16 protein-coding genes, 1 pseudogene and 1 other annotated feature are annotated in these 15,997 nt (G+C 40.0%); of the genes and pseudogenes, 5 read left to right on the plus strand and 12 right to left on the minus strand.

Annotated elements, in window-relative coordinates; all coding sequences use genetic code 11:
* Positions 1-9: 9 nt before the first annotated feature.
* From LC033_RS12230 to ilvE, 5 genes are all read right to left on the minus strand, one after another.
* Positions 10-1,563, minus strand: a complete 1,554-nt coding sequence (locus LC033_RS12230; protein WP_226568807.1) for a 2-isopropylmalate synthase — start codon at positions 1,561-1,563, stop codon at positions 10-12.
* Positions 1,550-2,578, minus strand: coding sequence for a ketol-acid reductoisomerase (ilvC, locus tag LC033_RS12235; protein ID WP_226568809.1), 1,029 nt, complete (start codon positions 2,576-2,578; stop codon positions 1,550-1,552). Before ilvC ends, LC033_RS12230 begins: the two co-directional genes overlap by 14 nt.
* 18 nt (positions 2,579-2,596) lie before the next feature.
* A complete protein-coding gene (ilvN, locus tag LC033_RS12240; protein WP_226568811.1) occupies positions 2,597-3,115 on the minus strand; it encodes an acetolactate synthase small subunit in 519 nt (172 codons plus the stop codon).
* Positions 3,112-4,836 (minus strand): acetolactate synthase large subunit, encoded by a 1,725-nt coding sequence (gene ilvB, locus LC033_RS12245; protein ID WP_226568813.1) that lies wholly within the window; start codon positions 4,834-4,836, stop codon positions 3,112-3,114. Before ilvB ends, ilvN begins: the two co-directional genes overlap by 4 nt.
* Before the next feature lie 122 nt (positions 4,837-4,958).
* Positions 4,959-5,206: a binding site (T-box leader), on the minus strand.
* An 8-nt stretch (positions 5,207-5,214) separates the two neighbouring features.
* Positions 5,215-6,129 carry a branched-chain-amino-acid transaminase gene (gene ilvE / locus LC033_RS12250; protein WP_226568815.1) on the minus strand — a complete coding sequence of 305 codons (915 nt, stop codon included), beginning with the start codon at positions 6,127-6,129 and terminating at the stop codon, positions 5,215-5,217.
* A gap of 417 nt (positions 6,130-6,546) precedes the next feature.
* Here ilvE and LC033_RS12255 point away from each other — a divergent pair, with 417 nt between their 5' ends.
* Entirely contained in the window at positions 6,547-7,590 is a 1,044-nt protein-coding gene (locus LC033_RS12255) for a lactonase family protein (RefSeq protein WP_226568817.1), read from the plus strand.
* 32 nt (positions 7,591-7,622) lie between these two features.
* Here the strand turns inward: LC033_RS12255 and LC033_RS16870 are convergent, their stop codons facing one another.
* The 7 genes and pseudogenes from LC033_RS16870 to LC033_RS12285 all read right to left on the minus strand — a co-directional run.
* A complete protein-coding gene (locus LC033_RS16870; RefSeq protein ID WP_264188744.1) occupies positions 7,623-7,751 on the minus strand; it encodes a hypothetical protein in 129 nt (42 codons plus the stop codon).
* 43 nt (positions 7,752-7,794) lie between these two features.
* Complete coding sequence (dltD, locus tag LC033_RS12260; protein ID WP_226568820.1) at positions 7,795-8,961, minus strand: D-alanyl-lipoteichoic acid biosynthesis protein DltD; 1,167 nt, start codon at positions 8,959-8,961, stop codon at positions 7,795-7,797.
* Positions 8,961-9,197, minus strand: coding sequence for a D-alanine--poly(phosphoribitol) ligase subunit 2 (gene dltC, locus LC033_RS12265; RefSeq protein ID WP_226568822.1), 237 nt, complete (start codon positions 9,195-9,197; stop codon positions 8,961-8,963). The genes dltD and dltC overlap by 1 nt, the downstream gene beginning before the upstream one ends.
* A 21-nt stretch (positions 9,198-9,218) precedes the next feature.
* Positions 9,219-10,403, minus strand: a complete 1,185-nt coding sequence (dltB, locus tag LC033_RS12270; RefSeq protein WP_226568824.1) for a D-alanyl-lipoteichoic acid biosynthesis protein DltB — start codon at positions 10,401-10,403, stop codon at positions 9,219-9,221.
* The gene (dltA, locus tag LC033_RS12275; RefSeq protein WP_226568826.1) at positions 10,400-11,905 is read right to left on the minus strand and encodes a D-alanine--poly(phosphoribitol) ligase subunit DltA; all 1,506 of its coding nucleotides are present in this window, start codon (positions 11,903-11,905) and stop codon (positions 10,400-10,402) included. Before dltA ends, dltB begins: the two co-directional genes overlap by 4 nt.
* 14 nt (positions 11,906-11,919) lie before the next feature.
* Positions 11,920-12,063 (minus strand): teichoic acid D-Ala incorporation-associated protein DltX, encoded by a 144-nt coding sequence (locus LC033_RS12280; RefSeq protein WP_226568828.1) that lies wholly within the window; start codon positions 12,061-12,063, stop codon positions 11,920-11,922.
* Positions 12,064-12,371: 308 nt separating this feature from the next.
* A pseudogene (locus tag LC033_RS12285) lies at positions 12,372-12,752 on the minus strand (transposase); the annotation flags it as partial.
* Between the two features lie 842 nt (positions 12,753-13,594).
* Here LC033_RS12285 and LC033_RS12290 point away from each other — a divergent pair.
* The 4 genes from LC033_RS12290 (at position 13,595) to LC033_RS12305 (ending at position 15,887) form a co-directional block, all read left to right on the plus strand.
* Positions 13,595-13,810 carry a hypothetical protein gene (locus LC033_RS12290; RefSeq protein WP_226568831.1) on the plus strand — a complete coding sequence of 72 codons (216 nt, stop codon included), beginning with the start codon at positions 13,595-13,597 and terminating at the stop codon, positions 13,808-13,810.
* Between the two features lie 467 nt (positions 13,811-14,277).
* Entirely contained in the window at positions 14,278-14,466 is a 189-nt protein-coding gene (locus LC033_RS12295; RefSeq protein WP_226568833.1) for a hypothetical protein, read from the plus strand.
* A gap of 232 nt (positions 14,467-14,698) precedes the next feature.
* Complete coding sequence (locus LC033_RS12300) at positions 14,699-14,869, plus strand: hypothetical protein (protein WP_226568835.1); 171 nt, start codon at positions 14,699-14,701, stop codon at positions 14,867-14,869.
* Between the two features lie 202 nt (positions 14,870-15,071).
* Positions 15,072-15,887 carry a hypothetical protein gene (locus LC033_RS12305; protein WP_226568837.1) on the plus strand — a complete coding sequence of 272 codons (816 nt, stop codon included), beginning with the start codon at positions 15,072-15,074 and terminating at the stop codon, positions 15,885-15,887.
* Positions 15,888-15,997 lie beyond the last annotated feature (110 nt).

Here is a 15,997-nt window from a genome sequence, read left to right on the forward strand (position 1 = left end):
CCTCCTTTCCTATGAGATGGCATGATGTTTCTCAATTTCTATTAGATTTGATTTAAAAATTAAATGCCTGTTCACTGCATTGACGTAAGCTTTAGCCGATGCTTCTAGCACATCTTGCGCTACACTGCGTCCTGCTGTTTCTTTTCCTTCTATTGAAACAGTGACATATACTTCCGCTAGCGCATCTCTGCCTTTTCCATTTGATTGAATACGGTAGTCTAGCAAATGAATTCTTTCCTCCATACAGCGCTCAAGCGTGTTGTACACAGCTTCTACACTGCCAGCACCTGTAGCTGCTTCTTGAATGACTTCCTGCGTTTCTTGATTTTTAAGAGAAACCGTCGCCGTTGGCATTTGTTCTGTCCCATAGTGGACTTGAAGGCTTTCAAATTCATAGCCGATTTTACGGTCTGCTACTTTTTCTTCTAATATAATAGAGATCAAATCATCATCCGTGATTTCCTTCTTCTTCTCTGTTAAGTTCTTGAATGTCTCGAAGAACTTATTGATTTCTTCTTCAGTTAGTTTAAAGCCTAGTGTTTTCAAGCGGTCTTTAAACGCATGTCTTCCGGAGTGTTTTCCAAGGACAAGCACATCTGTTGTGACACCAACAAGCTCTGGAGAAATAATTTCATAGGTTGTCTTTTCTTTGAGGAAACCATCTTGGTGAATACCTGATTCATGTGCAAAAGCGTTGTTTCCGACGACTGCTTTATTGCGCGGGACAATCATACCTGAGTATTTGCTCACTATATCACTTGTACGCTTAATTTCATTCAATTGAATCGTTGATTCGACCTGATAAAAATCTTTTCGAATATGAAGGGCAACAGCAATTTCTTCTAAAGCAGCATTCCCTGCGCGTTCTCCAATACCATTGACAGCTGTTTCGATTTGATCTGCTCCATTTTCGATTGCTGCAAGTGAGTTTGCGACAGCCATGCCAAGGTCATCGTGGCAGTGCGCCGACAAATTCACGCGATCGATATTTGGAACGTGTTCCTTCATATATTTAAAGATATTTCCGTACTCTTTTGGCGCTAGGTATCCAACTGTATCAGGTAAATTAATGACACTTGCCCCAGCGTCAATGACTTTCTCTACAATTTCTGCTAAGAAAGCAAGATCTGTACGGCACGCATCTTCTGCTGACCACTGAACAACTGGAAAGCGTTCTTTTGCGTATTTCACCATTGAGACAGCCTGTTCTACAACTTCCTCACGTGTTTTCTTTAGTTTATGATTAAGGTGAATGTCAGAAGTCGCAATAAAGACGTGAATTCTTGGTTTAGCCCCATCCTTTAATGCGTCCCACGCAGCATCAATGTCACCTTTCACACATCGTGCAAGACCTGCAACTGAACAGTTTTTGATGGTTCTTGCAATTTCTTGTACGCCTAAGAAATCCCCTCGGGATGAAGCGGGAAAACCCGCTTCAATGATATTAACCCCAAGGCGCTCAAGCTGTTTTGCAATGATTAGCTTTTCTTGTGCATTTAAGTTCACTCCTGGTGATTGCTCTCCATCTCGAAGTGTTGTGTCAAAAAAATTAATTTTCCGCACCGACGCTCACCGCTTCCTTTTTCTTTCCTTGTTTGACGAAAGGCATCATTTCACGAAGCTTTCTTCCAACGATTTCAATTTGGTGCTCACTTTCACTTGCATTGATGGCGTTGAAGCGTGGACGATTCACTTGGTTTTCAACAATCCATTCTTTTGCAAATGTTCCATTTTGAATGTCAGTCAAGACTGCTTTCATTGATTCTTTTACTTTTTCATCCACAATGCGTGGTCCTGATACGAAGTCACCCCATTGTGCAGTATCAGAGATTGAATATCTCATGCCTTCTAGTCCTTCTTCATACATAAGGTCAACGATCAGCTTTAGCTCATGTAAACACTCGAAGTATGCAAGCTCTGGCTGATAACCAGCTTCTGTTAATGTCTCGAATCCTGCTTTCACTAATGAAGTAAGACCTCCACAAAGAACTGCTTGCTCTCCGAATAGATCCGTTTCTGTTTCTTCTTTAAATGTCGTTTCAAGTACGCCAGCTCTTGCTCCGCCAATTGCTTTCGCATAAGCAAGTGCTTTGTCTTTCGCTTGACCAGATACATCTTGGTAGATGGCAAATAGTGCAGGTACACCAGCGCCTTGCTCATATGTTCTTCTCACAAGATGTCCTGGACCTTTTGGAGCAACAAGATATACATCTACGTCACTTGGAGGAACAATTTGATGAAAATGGACGTTAAATCCGTGTGCGAATACAAGTGAGTTGCCTGCTTCTAATTGATCTTTGATTTCTTCGTCATATACTTTCTTTTGCTGCTCATCTGGAAGTAATACCATGACGACGTCTGCTTGTGCTGCAGCTTCTTTTACTGTGAAAACTTGATGGCCGTCTGCTTGTGCTTTTGTATAAGATCCACCTTTTCTCACACCGACAATGACATCTAAGCCGCTTTCTTTTAAATTCAGTGCATGTGCATGACCTTGTGATCCGTAACCAATGATTGCAACCTTTTGACCATTTAATACGTTTTCTTGAATATCCCCGTTATAATATACTTTTACCATTTGACTCTCTCCTTTTGTTTAGACAATTGAAATTGTTTTATTTGTTTGCGGCTTTTGCTGATTATCTCTCGCAAAGGCCGTTGTGCCAGTTCTGGCGATTTCTTTAATGCCGTATGGCTTGAGTAATTCAATGAGTGCTTCAATTTTTGAAGACTCACCTGTCACCTGAATGACGACACTCTCTCTGCTCACATCTACAATAGAAGCTCTAAACGGTTCAATGACCCCTGTGATTTCCATTCTAGATGCTGGTGCAGAAACGACTTTTATCAAAGCCAGCTCTCGCTGAACGATTGATTGGTTTGTAATATCTGTTACTTTGAGGACATCAATTTGTTTGTTCAACTGTTTTGTCAGCTGTTCGATGTCTTTCTCTTGATCTACATGGACGACGAACGTGATGCGTGATACATCTTGAATCTCAGAATGGCCGACCGTAATGCTTTCAATGTTATAGTGTCTTTTTGTAAAAAGGCCTGTGATTCGGTTCAGTACGCCTGATCGATTTAATACAGTCAAAACAATTATGCTTTTCAAGGTTTCACCCCCACCATCTCATGAAGTCCTTTCCCCGGTGCTACCATCGGGAATACTTTTTCATCTCTTGCTACATTGACATCAATGAATACAGGCTCTCTAGAGGTTAGCGCTTCTTCAAGCTTTTCTTTCGCCTCTTCGTCTGATGAGATTCTGATCCCTTTAATGCCGTAAGATTCAGATAGTTTCACGAAGTCTGGCTGCTCTGAAAATTTAGAATGCGAGTAACGTTCTTCGTAGAAAATTTCTTGCCATTGTCTTACCATTCCAAGACTATGATTATTCAGAACAATCACTTTGACTGGAAGGTTCAGCTCACGGATAACGGCAAGTTCTTGTAAGGTCATTTGGAAGCCTCCGTCTCCTAATATCGCCACAACGGTTGCCTCTTGATCAGCTAGCTGTGCGCCAATGGCTGCGGGTAAACCAAAACCCATTGTGCCAAGCCCACCAGATGTCACCCACTTATCTGCATTTTCAAATGGGTAGAACTGAGCAGCCCACATTTGGTGCTGTCCGACATCTGTTGCCACAATAGCTTCACCTTTTGTGAAGTGATAAATGTATTCGATCAGCTTTTGAGGCTTAAAGCCTTCTTCTTCGTTTTCGACGTACCAGAGTGGATATTCTTCCTTCCACTGATTTAATTGGCTCTTCCACTCGTCTGATTCCCCTTGCTTCCCTTCTTGCTTGATCAGCTCTTCAAGCACTAGCTTACTGTCTCCTACAACTGGGATATGGGTGTGAATGTTCTTTCCGATTTCCGCTGGATCGATGTCAATATGAGCCACCTTCGCATGTTTCGCAAAATGATTGAGATTTCCTGTTACCCTGTCATCAAATCTAGCTCCAATTGAAATGAGCAGGTCACATTGATGAAGGGCCATGTTCGCCGCATATGTGCCGTGCATGCCAGCCATCCCAAGGAAAAGAGGATGCTTTGCTGGGAATCCGCCAAGTCCTAACAGCGTATGAGCTACCGGAATTTGCTGCTGCTCAGCATATTTTCTTAATTCTTCCGACGCTTTGCCATGAAGAACACCAGCTCCTGCTAGAATGACTGGTTTCTTTGCTCTGCTCACAGCTTCTACTAGTTTGCGAATTTGCAAATAGTTCGGCTCGATTTTTGGGTGATAGCCAGGTAAATCGATTGGCTGATCGTATTCAAACGTTCCTTCAATGCCCGCAACATCTTTTGGAATATCAATTAGGACTGGACCAGGCCTGCCTGTTGTTGCGATATGAAACGCCTCTTTAATGACACCTGGCAAATCTTCTGGATGTCTGACTTGATAGCTGTGCTTTGTAATCGGCATTGTGATGCCAAGCACATCTGCTTCTTGGAAAGCATCCGATCCAATAACCGAGGTTGCCACCTGCCCTGTGATTACGACAAGAGGCAGTGAATCAATCATCGCATCTGCAATTCCTGTGACAAGGTTTGTAGCGCCAGGTCCTGACGTTGCAATGACAACGCCCGGTTTACCAGATACTCTTGCGTACCCTTCTGCTGCATGAATGGCTCCTTGCTCATGCCTTGGCAGGACATGAAATAAACCAGAATCGTAAATTTTATCGTAGATCGGTAAAACTGCTCCGCCTGGATATCCGAAAATGACTTCTACTTTTTCTCTTTTGAGTGCTTCAATTAACATGAGTGCACCGTTCATTGTTTGTGGTGCTTTTGATTTTTCCATCTCCACTTGTACATTTGTCCCCATTTAATTTCCTCCTCTTTGTCTTACTTCAGTCAAGTCCTTTCAACCTTTTCTATTCAAGATCGAGATATGAGACCATATAAAAAAGCCTTCTCACCCCACAATGACACTACTTTTCACTAGGTCAAAGGGGCGAAAAAGCTTTGTTTTTCGCGGTACCACCCTTGTTCACGGCAAATCATGCTGCCGTCTCACGGACATCTTTCATCCATTTTGGTAACGAGTGAAACAATGTCACTCGACCTGCCCTACTATCATTTCAAGCAGACACTCAGAGGTGAGTTCACTTTAGAAAGTAACACCGGTTTCCAGCTAGCACCGGCTCTCTGTAGATACTGACTCTAAATCTACTAGTCCTCTTCAACGTTTATCAATATCTATTTAGCTTGCGTGAATGTTTTCATCTGTAAAGACTACTTTTTCTCCTTCTTCAACCACTCGCTTGCGGAATTGTTCAAGAAGTTTGTTTGTGTGAAACCCAGGTTTTCCTTCACCGATTGTACGGCCGTCAACCTTTACAACGGCAATGACTTCGGCAGCGGTTCCTGTCAGGAAGACCTCTTCTGCTGTATACACATCATGTCTTGTGAATGGCTCTTCTTTCACTTCGTAGCCTAAGTCTTCTGCAATCTCCATGATGGCATTTCGTGTAATGCCTTCAAGAGCGCCGATATAACCTGGCGGTGTATAAAACTTGCCTTTTTTATAAATAAACACGTTGTCCGCAGAACCTTCTGCCACGTACCCTTGATCGTTTAGCATCAGCGCTTCACTCACACCGGCCATATGGGCTTCGATCCGGACAAGAATATTATTCAAATAGTTTAATGATTTCACTTTTGGACTAAGTACATCAGGACGATTTCGTCTCGTCGGTACTGTCACAATATCAATACCCGTTTCATATAGGTGCTTTGGAAAGATGGCCAGCGGTTCTACAATAATCACTATGTTGGCTCTCCCGCAGTTGTTTGGATCTAAACCAAGATCACCTACTCCTCTTGAGACGACAATGCGGATATAGGCATCCTTTAGGTTGTTCCTTTCAACTGTATGAATCATTTTTTCCGTAAGTTCCTCAAGTGAATATGGAATGTTCAGCATAATGGACCTGGCGGAATCATATAGACGATCTAAATGCTCTTTCATTCGGAAGATATTTCCGTTATACACGCGGATTCCTTCGAAAACACCGTCACCATATAAGAAGCCATGATCATAAACTGAAATTTTCGCATCCTCTTTTTTCACGAGTTCATCGTTTAAAAAGATCCACTGTTCCTTTTGGTCTTCCATTTTCAGTGAGCACCCTCTCTTTCAAACAAAAAGTAGTTGACACTTTTTTGGAGTGTCTCACGCTTGCTCTGCGTGTTTGTTTAACTTTTGTTGAACCCATCTTACGCCGCTTTCCATACAGTGTCAACAGTATTTTTAAAATTATTAGACAATTTAGACTAATCAAAATAAAATGTATACGCTTACACCTTTGCTAGACAAGGAATGAAAAAACTTAAAATTTTTTGTATTTTTTCTTCAATTTATTTACTTTACATGAACGGTTTTCATTTGAACAAACTTTTGTGATACTTTATCAAATTCTTTTTGATGAACGTTGTCAGATTTCACCGCTTTTGTCCTTCGGTATGCCTTTCTAAAACGTTTTCCTATGAATTTATGATAGAATGAGAGCATCTTATAAAAGGAGGGCAATACATGGCTAACATCAGAGGTTATATCGGAACGTATACAAAGGGAGACAGTAAAGGAATCTATTCTTTTACATTAGATACGGACAAGCAGCAGATTGAACAAGTAGAAGTAGCTGCTGAACTTGAAAACCCAACATATTTAACAGTCTCAGACTCTCAAAAGTTTGTGTATGCTGTCGTGAAAAAAGGATTGCAGGGCGGTCTTGCTGCTTATCAAATTAATGCTGAAACCGGCGCCCTGAGTTTCATCAACCAAGAGCTTGCCGATGGGGCTTCTCCTTGTCACGTCAGCGTGGACAGTCAAACGAAAATAGCTTTTACAGCGAACTATCATAAAGGAACAGCTGAGATGTATGAAATCGACGCTGAAAACGGCTCAGTCATCCGCACGCTGTCACAGGCGCAGCATGAGGGTACTGGACCTAACAAAGACCGTCAGGAAAAACCGCACACTCACTTTATGGGTCTGACACCAGATGAAAAATTTGCAGTGGCTGTTGACCTTGGAACGGATGGCATTTATACGTATACGAGAGAAAGTGGCGAGCTAAAGCTTATTCATACATTTGAAACGAAACCAAGCAGCGGGCCTCGTCATATCACATTCCACCCAACGAAACCAGTGGCGTATGTGATGACAGAGATAAGTTCAGAGGTCATTGTGCTTCGTTATTTTGAAGATGGTCATTTCGAAGAAGTCCAAACCATCGCGACTATACCAAGTGATTTTACTGAGAACAATCAAGGGAGCGCAATTCATGTCTCTTCAGACGGAAAATTTGTTTATGCAGGAAATCGCGGACATGACAGCATCGCGATTTTTAAAACAGACGATGACGGCCAATTGAGTCTTGTCGACATTGCATCATCTGAAGGAAATTGGCCTAGAGACTTTGTGCTTGATCCAACAGAAGAATTCCTAATCGGATCAAATCAAGAATCTAGCAACCTTGTATTATACAAACGCGACAAGGAAACAGGAAGACTCACTGTCTTACAATCAGACATCACCGTTCCTCATCCAGTTTGCGTGAAATTTTTAGGATAATCACAAAAGCCTCCGTTTTTGGAGGCTTTTCTTTATGCAGACGGCATACCGCCATACTCAAGCTTTGGATCAATCAAAGACGTATCAGTTTTTTCACCGAACCATTTTGACAATCTGTCTTTTGCTTTTCCTTTTACATCATCATCAGTTATACAAGACATTCACTCATTCGACAAACAAAAAGCAGCAGAAAGCCGCTGCATTCTACTGCTCTTTGTAAAACTTCTCGATCGCCTTATTGATGTACACCCATCCCTTATAAGACACGTGAATCGTATCTTTAAAGAAATATGGATCATACTCATGTGAAGTCAAATCTGCGACTTCGTACCCATTATCTCGAATTTGGCGATTGATTTTTCCATAATACCCTATACGACCCTCTTTCTGGAAACCAGTGTAGTCATACCATTTTCCGTTCACTGGAATCGTCACAAACAAAGGCTTTGCTCCTGCTTGTTTTAAAATATCCAGCATGAGCTGAAAATCTTTGTATTCTGGTGATTCTGCATAAGAGTGATCTTGGCGGGAATCCTTCATCTTTTTCAAGATCGGCTTCAGCTTGCGGTCAAACAGCCTCTGATCGATATAAAACGGGTTGTCCCCTGCTTTTTTCGCACCTAATTCACTCGCTTCCTTTTCAAGCTCAGTCCATGTTTTCCCTTTGACTGAAGGAGACGGACGAAGCTTGCGCTCGTGCCCCGATCCAATCGTATAGTACATGTCTTTCTTTTGAAGCATGCCATAATACATTTTCGCAACAGGAGAAAGTGCGCCAAATGCGAATTTGTTCCCAGAAAGCTCTGCTTTAAAAAGCTCTGTGATCACCATGTCGTTCTTCACTGCTTTAAACGTCATGATTCTTTTCATCAACTCTTTTTTTACAGCTGGATCAATTTCTTTATTATAGGCTAGATCAAGCGCTTGAAGCGCTGAATAGTTAGGTGCAAAGTGATTCTCATCAGATCCCCATTTCACAAACCACTGGGGAGACAAGATAAACACAAGCTTTTTCCCCTTTAATTTATCCATATGCGCTGCGAAGTTCATCGCATGAATTAATGATTGCGATCCACCTTTTCCAACAAGATAAGGTGTAAAACCTTGAGGATTCTCATGAAAGAAATTCGAAGGGTGATATGGATCAAAACGTGATAGCTCAGAAGATCCATAGATGGGCAAATAAGTCGGATCTTTCAGCATTTCATCTTGTAAATAAAGCCCTTGGAACATCTCTGGATCTAATTCTGTAGCTGACTTTTGTAATTTGTCTTTTGGGATCAGATGCGTGAGCCATGCATTTGGTACAAGAAGAAAACCAATGAAGAGAACAGCCGCTAAAATAAGCGGCCCAAAAAAACGCTTTTTCATTACTTCATCTCTGCCAGCTTCTCAGCAATGTGATTCGGCGTATCCCACACATCACGATCGAATTCTGTAATCGGAACAGTAATTCCTAGCTGTCTTTCAATCGCCATGAGCAATTCTACTGTACCAAATGAATCAAGAAGGCCTTCTTCAAAAATCGCAATCTCTGGATTTTCTTTCACAACGTCTTCCTGACAAACCTCTGCAATAATACTATATACTTCATTTTCAAATTCCATAATTTTCTACTCCCTTAATGATTAATGGTGAAATGGTTTTCCTGAAAAGATATAAAAGCCGAAACAAATCACATGGAATGTAATAATGATCGACACAACGGTTGTGACCTTATTATCAGGCCACCGCTTGTGTTTTTTATTCCATTTCTCAAATAAATTGTAACTGGACATGACAATTGCATGGTATAGTCCATAAATAATATATTGAAGTGCGAGTCCATGCCAAGCACCCATCAATAGAAAGAGGACAAAGTACCCAATATTTGATACAGCCATACGGTTTTGGATCCACTTCTTTTTTGTCATAAAGAACACAAATCTCATAAACACGTAGTCTCTGAACCAGAAGGACAAGGACATATGCCAGCGATTCCAGAAGTCTTTAATGTTCCGGCTAATAAACGGTTTATTAAAGTTTTCTGGCGATTTAATGCCCATAATATAACTCACACCCACAGCAAACGCTGTATATCCAGCAAAGTCAAAGAACAAATACATGCTGTAGGCATACATATACGTTAACTGCTGAACAAAGTGACTGCTGCTAATATGATGAATATTCATCAAGATATACGTGTGAATCAAATATCCAATTATGAACTTATATAGGAAGCCAATAAAGATTTTATGAATCCCTGCATATAGGAGGTCACTGTACACTTCCTTTTCAGGCGGTGTATCCATATCCTTTTCAAACCGGCGGTATCGATCGATTGGACCCGATGAAATCGTCGGGAAAAAGACGATGAAATAGACCAAACGGTGGATCGGGATTTTCTTTTTAATCAAGCCGTCTCTCGTCTCAATAATTAACTGAACACCTTTAAATGTTAAATAGGAGATTCCTAAAAAGCTTAGCCAGTTGATTGGCGGCGGGTGATGCGGCTGATGAGTTAAAAAGAACGGTAAGATTTTTGACAGCACAAGCGGCAAAATGGATGCCACAACCGCCATATAAAAAACAGTTGCTTGATTCGCCTTTAGTCGGTACGCAAGGTACAGGCAGATCATTAGCACTTGCCACACTGTGAACAAGAAGAGCAGCAGGGCGCCATGTGCATCTTTTGAGAAAATAAGCGCCAGCGCCACAACCGTTGCAAACATGTTGTATCCCTGCATTCTTTTGCCGTGAAGACCGAGAATCATCGTCGGCAAAAGGAGAATACCAATAAGAATGAAGAAAAAGAATGAACTAAACGGAATCATAGAAGAACCTCTTTCGCGATTCTCTTACGGTCAACCTTCCCGTTTGACGTCATGTACAGCTGCTCAAGATAAACAAATTTTCTTGGAATCATGTATGCAGGCAGTGAATCCGCCATTTCTTTCTTAATCGCACTTGTCAGCTGATATTCTTTTTCAAATGAATGCTCTGATGGGACAATCGCTGCAATTAAGAACTCCACATGGCCGTTTGGCTGAAACGGAACAATCACACAAGCATTGACATACGTCGTCTCGCTCACATGGTATTCGATTTCTTCAAGCTCCATCCGGTATCCATGCAGCTTAATTTGATAATCAAGACGGCCGTGGCATGTAAGTAAACCATCCTGTTTCACACCTGCGTCACCTGTGCGGTACGCAGGGCGGCCTTCGTATTCAAAGAACACTTTATTCGTTAAGGCTTGTTCACCTAAGTACCCTTTGCTGACGCTTGGCCCCACGATGACAATTTCCCCTTTTTCTCCATCTAGAAGAGTCTTACCTTCTTCATCTAAAATGACGATATCTGTATCAGGTTTGGCATAGCCCACTGGTAAAGAATCGTGCTGATCAACAATCTCCTTCGTTACTTCAATTGATGTGATCGCAACGGTTGCTTCAGTTGGACCGTACGTATTAAAGACCTGTGCCTTTGGAAAACGCTCAAGGAGTGCACTTGCAACAGATACAGGAAGCGCCTCACCGCAGAAAAGGAAAACCTTCAGTTCCGGTAAAAGCTCACCTGTAAAGGAAGGGTCCATTAAGCACATTTGCACAAAGGAAGGTGTCGATGTCCACACCTCAACGTCAGATTGACCAAGTGCTACAAACATATCCTTCGGCTTATTGACGAGATCCTTCACTAAACAGTAAAGCGTCCCACCTGATTGAAGCGCTGGATAGAGATCCATTACCGATAAGTCAAAAGAAAATGGTGCTTGATTTAAGAAGGTGCGTCCCTCGCCAATTGGGAAGTCGCTGCATATCCACTCTGTAAAGCTTTCTAAATTGTCGGCTGTTACCTGAACTCCCTTAGGCTTTCCAGTACTACCTGACGTATAAATGATATAAAAGACGTCATCACCTTGAACCCAATGGGAAGATGGCGGCGCTTCTTTTTCAAGTGCTAAAAGCGCTGCCGCACTCTTCACCTGAATGTGTTTTTCCACATCAGGTACGGCCTGTTCATGCGCACAAATCAATAGACTGGCTTTTGAACTTTCAATAATCGAGACGATACGCTCGACAGGTATTGAGATGTCAACCGGAATATAAGGTCTGCCTGATTTCACACTTCCTAAGAAAGAAATCAGCATCTCTGGCTCCATATGACCGTATACAATGACAGGTGCACTGTCCGCTACGACTGCATCAATCGCACCAGCCATTTGGTCTGATAGACGCCAAAGCTCATCATATGTGATCGAAGCATGTTGAGAAACAAATGCTGGCTGTGTCGGTTTCGTTTGCTGGTATTCATGAATCGCGTGTAATAGTTTCATAGTTTAATCTCCAATTAAAAATCGTTGTAAATGAATGATCCCGTATTTGCAGTATGGAATCCGTAAACAAAAAACATTAATAGCAAAATAAGTAAGTAAAAACTTGTATATCCTATCCATTTTATAGACTTATTTTCTGATAGCTTTTTGAATATCATATTGATAACCTCTTTTCTTTTGGCACTAATAAAGACGTACGGATCATCCAAAGGTTTCATATCGAAACATAAAGATTTTAAGAAATAATGAAAAAAAGATGTCGAATATATGAACGTATCTTTAAGGCAAAGCTGTCTTATTGTAACAAAGATTTAATGTATTTGAAATAAAATGAAGCTTAAATTTGCCTTAAAATTGGTGAAAGCTGTCGAATAATTGCAAAAGCCACCTAGTTTGACTAGATGGCTTCAGACCGTAGACATAAAAGTGGGGTTTTCACTTATTTTGATAAAATTTATCAGTTGTCTTACGCTGGACATGGTCCTTTCCATGTCCAGTTTGCTAGCTTTTTGAGATTCATGGCAGCGAAAGTAAGCATCGCCTGCATTGAAACTTTTTTCAGTCCACGAAGTTTCGTCCAACGCATACCATGCTTTTCTTTTGCATCCGCAAAAACGCGTTCAATCGTTTCTTTACGTTTTGCGTAGATGTTCTTATTCATTTCGGTGTGTCTGAGATGGTCTGCTTCATCTAAGTAGTCCTGCCAAATATGACGATGAATCTGTTTAGTGTGATTTTGACTGTGTGTACAATTATCTAGAAACGAGCAGGACTTACATATCTCTGAATCAGACGCATATTGCTTATATCCCTCTCTAGTCGTTATCCGATAAGAGAGGCAACCACCCCGCCCGTCTTCATTTATACTTCGGGGAAAACGGTGAAATCAGAAAAGTATAAAGATTGTTTATCCTTTCCGTATCCTTTCATCCTCGAGATCTCTCGAAGCATAATATTTATTTGCGACTTATCTTTCCATACGTCGTAAGGTAGATAGTACCTGGTCATGAGATGGCCGTGAGACTGTCCGCTTGGCCGTCGGACTCCTTTCGCCTATAAATTTTCGAGCCATAACGATAATTACCTCCGTTTTGGCCAACGTACATCCTAACGCATGTCTTAAGTACACGAAAAAAACCGCTATCAAAACGTCTATGTCATCATTTGATTCAACGGACACAATACGTATCAATAACGGGTCTTAAAAAATACGTCCCAGGAGAGCGTACAATATACACCTTAAACGTTATTAATTAAAGGTTATATGCAATTATTGTGCAAAATTTGTGTAAAATATTTTAATTTTCGCATCAGGGTGTAGCTTATTTTTTTACAATCCATCACGTTTAGAAACCGAACTATAATTAGTTGAGATCTGTTGTACTATCCAATATCTACTAACGTCGATTTGGTTTTCCTTAGAACTTATTTGCTCGTCTCGGTCTGTAGAAACCCTTGTATAAACCTTATTAGGGTAATCGTCATATTTGGTGATCAACCGTTTCTTTGCGGAAATGCATATACACACCCCTATTGTGAATTGTTCTTATTAAACTCTTGACACCACTGGATTTATCGCACTTTTTCAAAATGACAATGTTTCTTTGGAAATAATACATTATTTATCCTCATTCCAATTCAATATTGTGATACACTTATTTGGAAATTACTTGCTATGGAGGGTTTATATTGAAACGAGTTAAAAATTTTTTCTTCCTATTAATATGTATTACATTGTTAAGTGGATGCAACAGTGAAAACACCACTTCAAAAGTAAAAGAAACTAAGAAAGTTGAAAGTGAAGAAAATAATAAGGTAAGTGAAGTTAAAGAGCCAGAAAAACCATTTAATTTCAAAATTGATGAGTTCGCCAAATCATATAATAAAACAGCACTAGCCTATTGATGAAGTCGGTGATTTCAAACCAACTGAAATTGCAAGTGGACAAATTTTCACAAAAGAGTTATTAAACAGAACTGATGACTCTGGCGGTACTTTTAACCTGCAAGCATGGCATGATCTAGATAAAAACTTCTATCGCCTGCACATATTTACAACTGGATCAGAAAATATAACATCTGAACAAGGTGCACTCCAAACAATAGCAGTGTTAAAAGCTTTGGATATTGATATTAATCATTTAAATGATTTTTTAGATAGCGAAAAAGATTCACTTAATGTAATCGATGGAGATTAATCTGTGCAGTTAACTAAAATTCCTGGTATGTCATTAATACTAAATATTGAACCTAAGTAAATTCTTAATTGTAGCAATATCTTTTTAAAATTATTAAGGCCCTCCAATTCAACTTGAAGGGCTTTAAATTTACATTTATAATCGAACATATATTCTATTTATAGGAGGGTAAGGTGTGACAGACCTTGAAAGGAAGTTATACCGAATCATTTATAATATGAGCCGGTTTCGCAAGAACCCTACGATGGATGACCTAAAAAGGAAAACAGGGAAAGACGAACCATCTATACGGAAAGCCGTTCAAAACCTAATATCTCGAAAGGAATTGGAATGGGATAAAGAGAAAAGAGAATGGCGATTTTAATTTTAATCATAAGGGCGGTATTTTCAGACAGCTTCTTTTTTCACTGAACTTGTGGGTTTTAAAGCAGGTATTCCACAACTTATATAGAATTGGTCATAACAAAAGATTACCAACATAAGGTAATCCATAACAATTTTTTTTAGGAGTGATGACTTGAAAAAGGCTTTTGTGAACTTTGGTGTCCTTCTATCTCTTGTTGTATTGGTTTTCAATGTTTAAGGCAGGCTTGGAAATGATGAAGATGAAACAATACGTATTAATGAGTTGGTTAGCCTATATAGGATTAATGGCAGCATCTACCTTGCTGCAAAACCTATGGCTGTTCTTTGCAGGTATGGTAGTTTCGGGTGTTATGTTGGGGAATCTGCTGTACAAACTAAAGAAAAACTATATTAAACTTTAATATGTCACTAACAATCATTATAGTTCTTCACTTTTATTTCAACGCTTTTTCTAATGCTTCTTTAGTCTTTGGACCATAGTGCCATCAGGATTTAATTCATGCATCAACTGGAATCGTTTGACCGCATTTGCTGTCTGTTGTATTTTGGCCAACACCTTAGACTCACATCCTAGACTTTAATCATTAGAAGGAGTGAGTATTAATGAAAAAGTTTTTAATTCTGTTCAGCATTTTCTTTTTAACTGCTTCACTAACTCCATCAAAAAATTCATCAGCGTCATTAGCTGCTAATTCAAAGGGAAGTTCAATCAATGATTTAGAGCAGAAGTTGGTGTCTACTTTGAAACTAACTAACCCTCAAAGTGAAACTCAGCTAGATCAAGCGATTGAGTCCGTCACAAATAACGCAGATGATAAACTTTTGACGAACTACTACAACACCACACAAAGTAAAACAATCCTACCTAACACTACAGCTAAAGCTGAAGTTAACCTTGATGAGTACGTGGGCGTTAATAGTACTCTCGGAGAGTTTCAGCGACACGAAATAAACAATGATTTGGCTATTATAACAACTAATAGTCCGGTCTTTTTCATCCACCAAACAACAGTAGAGAATACTCCTGAAAACGAAAGTGATTTTGATACTGCAGCTAAGAAAAAGAAGTACAAAAACACCAAAACCTTCACAAGCTCCTACACTGCAAGGAACTTTTTAAACATGAAACTTTTCACAGTCAAGACAAAGGGTTACTTTCAATATAATGGTAGTAACGTTAAAGCAAAATTAAATGATGCTTGGTATACAAAGGGGTTCCTATCAATTTGGCAAGTATCAAATTGGAAAAAAGGGACATATAAAAAAGGGAAAAATTATGCTGAAGTGTACGGAAGAGGAAATTTCCACTTTGGTCTTGAAATAAAAGGATATGGCTTAGTTGTACAGGACCAGTACATCAAGGTTTATTTGACGGCCAACAAAAAAGGCACTGTATGGAAGAAATACAGTGTAAAATAAACGTAAGTACCAGGTTTTCATTAGAAAGGTGGTGAGAATTTGAAAAGATTCTTCATATCAAAATCCTTTTTGATTTCTTTTATTGCTGCTGTTTTATTCTTTGGGTTCCA

This window comes from Bacillus stratosphericus (assembly GCF_020524495.1).
In the GTDB taxonomy this organism is placed as follows: domain Bacteria; phylum Bacillota; class Bacilli; order Bacillales; family Bacillaceae; genus Bacillus; species Bacillus stratosphericus_B.